The organism is Bacillus sp. LR_5 (assembly GCF_042709275.1).
On record NZ_JAVAXX010000330.1, the window covers coordinates 1 to 6,303 of the forward strand.

The following is a 6,303-nucleotide window of genomic DNA, read 5'->3' on the forward strand; positions in this document are numbered from 1 at the left end:
AGAATGTTAGTTTCGCTGAGTTTGTCATCATTATTAACATTATTTTTTATTATGCTTATGGCTTCTGGGATTAGTGGACTATTGTTTTTACATCCGCGAGTACCCTTGAGTTTTGTTCGCATTCATATTGGGATCTTGGCTTTACCACTTTTGGTTTCCTTACTGATTCTTGCCAATAGTGGTGTGAGTGGAAATGTTGGCCCTTGGCACTTAGATTCCTTAGCTTGTTTAATGACTTTCTTTGTTCTTGCAATTGGATTCATCATTCAGCGTTTTTCTGTACGTTACTTAATGGGGGATCGATCTTATCGAAAATATTTTACGCTTTTTACTTTCACAACAGGAGCTGCTTCAATGACATGGTTAAGTGGTGATCTCCGCTTGATGGTTCTATTTTGGGGAGCGACTCTTGTTGGATTAACCTTACTTATTAGGTTAAACAGTGCTTGGCAAGTGGCTAGTGAAGCAGCCAAAATTTCTGGCCGGTTATTTTTGTTAAGTTGGTTTTCTTTGTTTTTTGCGATGATGTGGCTTTTTCATGCCACAGGTCAATGGCAGCTATCATTGGTTGTAACAAATGAAAGTTTAGCTGGGCTGGGAGAATGGGAGAGAACAGGGATTCAGCTATTGATTGTACTGGCGGTGATCATTCCTGCAGCTCAATGGCCGTTCCAAAGATGGTTGGTTGAGTCTATTGTTGCTCCCACCCCAGTTTCTGCAATTATGCATGCAGGTTTAGTAAATGCTGGAGGAATAATCCTAACTCGATTTTCACCTCTATTTCATGGTGGTATCGCTTCGATTATCTTACTTCTGCTTGCTGGCATTTCTGTATTGATTGGAACTGGAATTAGTTTAGTTCAGGTTGATTATAAACGCCAGTTAGTAGGCTCCACGATTGGACAAATGGGGTTTATGCTCATTCAGTGTGCATTAGGCGCCTATATTGCAGCCATTATTCATCTTATTTTACATGGTTTATTCAAAGCTACGTTGTTTCTACAAGCTGGTTCAGCAGTAGGGCGTCATGAAGTATCGGCTCGCACTAATGAAAGAACATCCTATTTATGGATCATGGCTGGTCGGATTTTATCCTTAGTTATAGGTGTTGCTTTTTGGCTCACTGCTCCTGGAGACGGGTATCACTTAATCAGTGCGCTGATCTTAGGGTGGTCATTGTCCGTTTCTTGGACTCAGCTTGTCGCTTTTGGAGAGGGCCGAATTGGCCGAATTGCCGGCTTAACTGTTTTAGGAGGAGCAGCCCTCGTATATTTTATCATTCATCACCTTTTCTATAAGTGGCTGCATACAACCATTTTTCAAAGTGTTCAACCTCCAATGTCAGCTGTCATGATTGTCGTATGTCTCTTACTCTTTGGCAGTGCTTTAGGTACGTGGGTTGCTCGTCATCGTTCTTCCGTTTTTTTTGCGGTACTCTATCTTTGGTTAGTCCGATTAGGTGAAGCAAAACCAAAGTCAGTAGAGAGTCACCCAGACTACCTTAAACAATATATTTCATAAGGAGCTAATCTGAGATGGGCATTACATCCGTATTAACGAAAGATAATGTAAAAAAGATAGATACAGATATTGATGTTCAAGAAAGGGATCTTAACGTTTTCATTACATCTGCCAGCCGAGTGATTGCGCCACTTTGGCCTATTTCTACATTTGCTGCACGTAATCCGTGGATGGGACTTGAAAACCAACCTTTTGATCAGGTTGCAAGTTGGTTGAAAAACACTCGCGATGTTGATATATACCCTAGTGCGTCTATGATCCGTTCAGCAAAGAATAAAGGTGAGATTGATGAAGATTTTGTGGAAATGGGGCTGCAGCGTTGGCTTGATTCACATTCCTATCACATCCCACGGGACGTGGCAGAGCGATTTTGTCATGCTGCATTAAAGTTAGATCCCCTGCCTTCCGACCTTTTATCATCACATAAGCTGGAGAAATTAGTAAGTGAATGTAGTGGATTGGATCATATCGAGAATGTGTTTATGCAGCCACTAAGTTCGCATATAGAGAATCAAGATGGTGAAAGGCTAGTCAATATACTAGATCATCATGTCATTAAGTGGAGTAAATTATATCTTGATGACTCTCAAGCAGGCTGGACAATGCCTAATCGTGAGGAAGGTTTCTATCGTGCTTGGCAGCATCTCATTCAATATGATCCAGCACTTAGCAAAAAGCAGCGAGAAAGGGTAAAGGGTTGGCCGAAAGAGGCACATTTGGCTTTACAGAAAGCTTTATTCGCACTAGAAATCCCAGAGTCAGAAATCCAGACTTATCTTGAAGGTCATTTACTTTCATTACCTGGATGGGCAGGGATGCTGCTTTGGCGCTCCCAACAATCGAGCCACGAACATGCACTCCTAACAGAATACTTAGCGGTTCGAATATCCATGGAGTGGGCTCTTATAAAGCCATACTTACCTTTGAATGAACGATCTAAGAAAACAATTTCAATTGCTCCCCTTATAGCAGCTTGGATTCATTGGGGTGGGCTTACATTAGAAGAATGGTCACAGATGACGGCCATTGAACAAAACGAATATTTATCATTTGCCTACAGCTTTGATGAGAAACTTCGCAAGAAACTTTGGTTAGAAGCTTGGGAACAAACGTACACTGATCGATTAAGCCAGAAGATCATCTCGAAACAACGTGAAACCGGCGGTGAAAAATCTGCATTAGCTCAATTAGCATTCTGCATCGATGTACGATCAGAACCTTTTCGTCGTCAACTAGAAAAAGAAGGCCCGTTTGAAACGATTGGTATTGCTGGTTTCTTCGGGGTTCCGATTGCAACTTGTGAACTTGGCAGTAAACACAGTCATGCTTCCTTGCCGATCATACAAAAACCGCAAAATAAAATAAAAGAGTTCGCAGATGAGGATGTATTCAAAAAATACAATCAACGGAAGCAAGCAATTCATTCTTTAAGCCATACCTTTAAAACGATGAAGCAGAATGCGCTTTCGAGCTTACTACTGCCTGAGCTAAGCGGACCTTGGCTTACTCTGCAAATGGCAGCCCGTAGCTTTGTGCCAAGAAAGGCGGGTCGTTTCATTCGTAATCTCCGTGAGGCTTGGTTGCGCAAACCTGATACAAAACTCTCGCTTCATCATGATACTACAGAGGCAGAAATACCTGTGGGTTTTACTGATGAAGAAAAAGTGAACTATGCTCGCCAAGCATTAAAAATGATGGGGTTAACAGAAAACATCGCACCCTTGGTCGTGATCTGCGGGCATGGCAGTCAAAGTACTAATAATCCTTATTCCGCAGCCCTTGATTGTGGTGCCTGCGGTGGAGCGGCCGGTGGATTCAATGCTAGAGTTTTAGCTGCTTTATGTAATCTATCAGAGGTACGAGAAGCTCTTTTAGCTGAAGGAATTCAAATTCCTGAGGATACGGTTTTTGCAGCAGCTGAACATAATACAACAGTAGATGAATTACATTGGCTTTATGTACCAGAGCTTTCCGAAGCTGCACAAGAAGCATTTGAACAAATTGAAGCCGTTATGCCGAAAGTGAGACATCATGTAAACGCAGAACGTCTAGCCCAATTACCGAATTTCCAATCGAAGCTAAAAAATCCGAAGGCTGAGGCAAACCGATTTGCGGAAGATTGGAGTGAGATACGTCCGGAATGGGGACTGGCTCGTAATGCCGCCTTTATTATCGGTAAACGTGAACTAACTCAGGATTGTGATTTGGAAGGCAGAGCCTTTCTCCATAATTATGATTGGAAGCAGGATGAAAGCGGTGAACTCCTAGCAAATATTATTGCAGGACCTGGAACTGTGGCCCAATGGATTAATTTACAATATTACGCATCAACGGTAGCGCCTCATTATTATGGCAGCGGAAATAAAGCAACTCAAACCGTTACTGCAGGTCTCGGCGTTATGCAGGGGAATGCAAGCGACTTGTTAGCCGGACTGCCTTGGCAATCCGTCATGGAATCAGATCACGAGGTCTATCATTCTCCTCTTCGTTTATTGATACTCATCCAAGCACCTAGAGAATATGTAGAACGGTTATTAAATAATGACTCAGCATTTCTGCAAAAAGTTCAAAATGGATGGGTCCGACTGGCTAATATTGATCCAGAAGGATGTTGGGAAAGCTGGTAATGATGAATCTAAGCATTTATCAAATGGATTTGTTATTCAAAATAAAAATGATAAACATAAGGAAGAGGTGTGCTGTATGAATGTAAACCAAAATAAAAAAGTATTATTTTTGACGGATATTGAAAACGGTTTGGAGCCTATTTTACAAGAAGCGACTAACACTTCTGCAGAGAATATGTTGACTATACAAAGCTATGGTGCCAGTATTTCACATCCTTATGGAGAAATCATGAGGTCTGTTATTTTTGCGATTTACCAGGAAGATGTTGAGGAGATTTTTGTAGTAGGAACAAAAGATAAGAAGACTTCCGCAGGTAATGGACTAACTCAACTTGAAACAATGAAAGATAAAATACAAACATTGGATTATCTGTTTCAAAATTGCAAGCCTGAATTTTTAGGTGGTACGGTCGATGAATGGCTAAATGAAAATAGCAGTGACACCATTGAAAAAAGTGTTGATATGATTCGACATCATCCCCTAGTGCCGTCATATGTTAAAGTTCGAGGTTTACTCGTTCATCATAAGGATGGAAAACCCTCAATTATGGAGGGTCCTGATGCTAAAACAGGTCAAGCCATACCTGATCATTGCTTGTCACGATGAAATACAGGTTCAACTTCTAAACGCACCTATATATGGAGAAAGCAGTTCTAAGGAGATTGTATGAGCGCTAATTTAACTGATTTTGTCACGAAAACAATAGAGGACATGAACTCGTTTGATCGTGAAAATATGGAATGTATGAAAAAACTAATTAGAAAAGCAATTGATTTTTATCATCTTAAATCTTATGAAGAAGTTGAGGAAACCCATTCAGGAAATGTTCGATTTTTGCATGTCCACTCTATGATGGAAGAAAATATGTTATCCAAAATGATAGTGGTCACAAGAAACGGTAAAACTGATTTGGATATTGAAGGTGTATATGAAGGATATGTTGTAAGAGAATATTAATGAGACGAAATCACAAGTAGAATATGCCAATTTTTTTGCTCAGGAGATGTATTAGATATGAAAAAGTCGAAGGGTTCTATTGAATCAGAGATCAGTAAGTCCATTACTCAATGGGAGAAGGATTATCTTGGGCGGGGGTCTGTATCTGTTAAGACTGATATACTGCGGGACATGATCATCGTCAATTTAAAAGGGATTTTAACACCAGCCGAATATGTAGTTTGTGGATCAAAAGAGGGTATGTTATCTATCAAACAAACTCGTTCAGAGTTAGTCGAATCAGGTATAGAAGGCCTTAAGGATATTATCTTAAAAATAACCGGAGAAAAAGTGAAAAGTTTTCATACTGATTTAAGCTCCCGGACAGGTGAACGAGTGATGGTATTTAAATTATGTAATGATCTAGAGAAAAATTTGGAAAAGATCTTATAATCTAAAGAAAATAAAATGTTTTGACGGTATGGAATCTCTTGTGAATTGAACATAATGAACTGCCGCTTCTTTTGTTTTACAATTATGGCATCATTGATAACTTTTATTCATATCCTAAGCTGACATAAAGAGATATCAATTCATAGTACACTGTTGTGTTATTCCTGTCGAAAGATCTAACATCCGCTGTTGTTATGAGCGGATGTTTTTTACATCTAAATTTGCTGCTGGTGATTAGTCACTTGAACAATACCAAATTCATTTTAATTGAAAACATCCTTGTCACCTGCTGGGTTCCTCCAAGTGTTTAGTGACATGATTATGAGACCAATTTCGTAAAGCTTGATGATAAATTTAAGTGGTGAGCAAAATTGATATGCTGTCTTCAGTTTCATTTCACGGAATTAGTCAGAGATAAACCTTTAATTAAATATATCCAAAAAACGGATTGACATATCGAAATATAACGATATAATAATCGATATGGAACCAATTGAAGTATTCAAAGCCTTATCAAATGAATCAAGGCTGCAAATTTTACAATGGCTGAAGGAGCCCGATCGTCATTTTGCACCCCATGAAGGGATTGATATGAACACAATCGGGGTATGTGTCAGTCAAATAACAGACAAATTGAAAATGACGCAATCGACAGCTTCTCAATATCTTACCATCCTTTTAAGAGCCGGCTTGATTAAGGCGGAGCGTATTGGAAAGTACACATATTACAAAAGAGATGAAGAAGCCATTGGGAAACTTGCTGAC

At 39.7% G+C, this 6,303-nt stretch carries 6 protein-coding genes; all 6 read left to right on the top strand.

Annotated features, from left to right (window positions below):
- Positions 1–3: 3 nt before the first annotated feature.
- A complete protein-coding gene (locus tag RAC86_RS33580; protein WP_377886549.1) occupies positions 4–1,521 on the top strand; it encodes an NADH dehydrogenase subunit 5 in 1,518 nt (505 codons plus the stop codon).
- 14 nt (positions 1,522–1,535) lie between these two features.
- A complete protein-coding gene (locus RAC86_RS33585; protein WP_377886546.1) occupies positions 1,536–4,148 on the top strand; it encodes a DUF2309 domain-containing protein in 2,613 nt (870 codons plus the stop codon).
- Positions 4,149–4,224: 76 nt separating this feature from the next.
- Positions 4,225–4,755 carry a carbonic anhydrase gene (locus RAC86_RS33590; RefSeq protein ID WP_377886547.1) on the top strand — a complete coding sequence of 177 codons (531 nt, stop codon included), beginning with the start codon at positions 4,225–4,227 and terminating at the stop codon, positions 4,753–4,755.
- Positions 4,756–4,815: 60 nt separating this feature from the next.
- A complete protein-coding gene (locus tag RAC86_RS33595; protein ID WP_015252954.1) occupies positions 4,816–5,106 on the top strand; it encodes a DUF6407 family protein in 291 nt (96 codons plus the stop codon).
- Positions 5,107–5,163: 57 nt separating this feature from the next.
- Entirely contained in the window at positions 5,164–5,538 is a 375-nt protein-coding gene (locus RAC86_RS33600) for a Na-translocating system protein MpsC family protein (RefSeq protein ID WP_003246482.1), read from the top strand.
- Between the two features lie 483 nt (positions 5,539–6,021).
- On the top strand, positions 6,022–6,303 hold a 282-nt coding region (locus tag RAC86_RS33605; RefSeq protein WP_377886548.1), incomplete at its 3' end, for an ArsR/SmtB family transcription factor.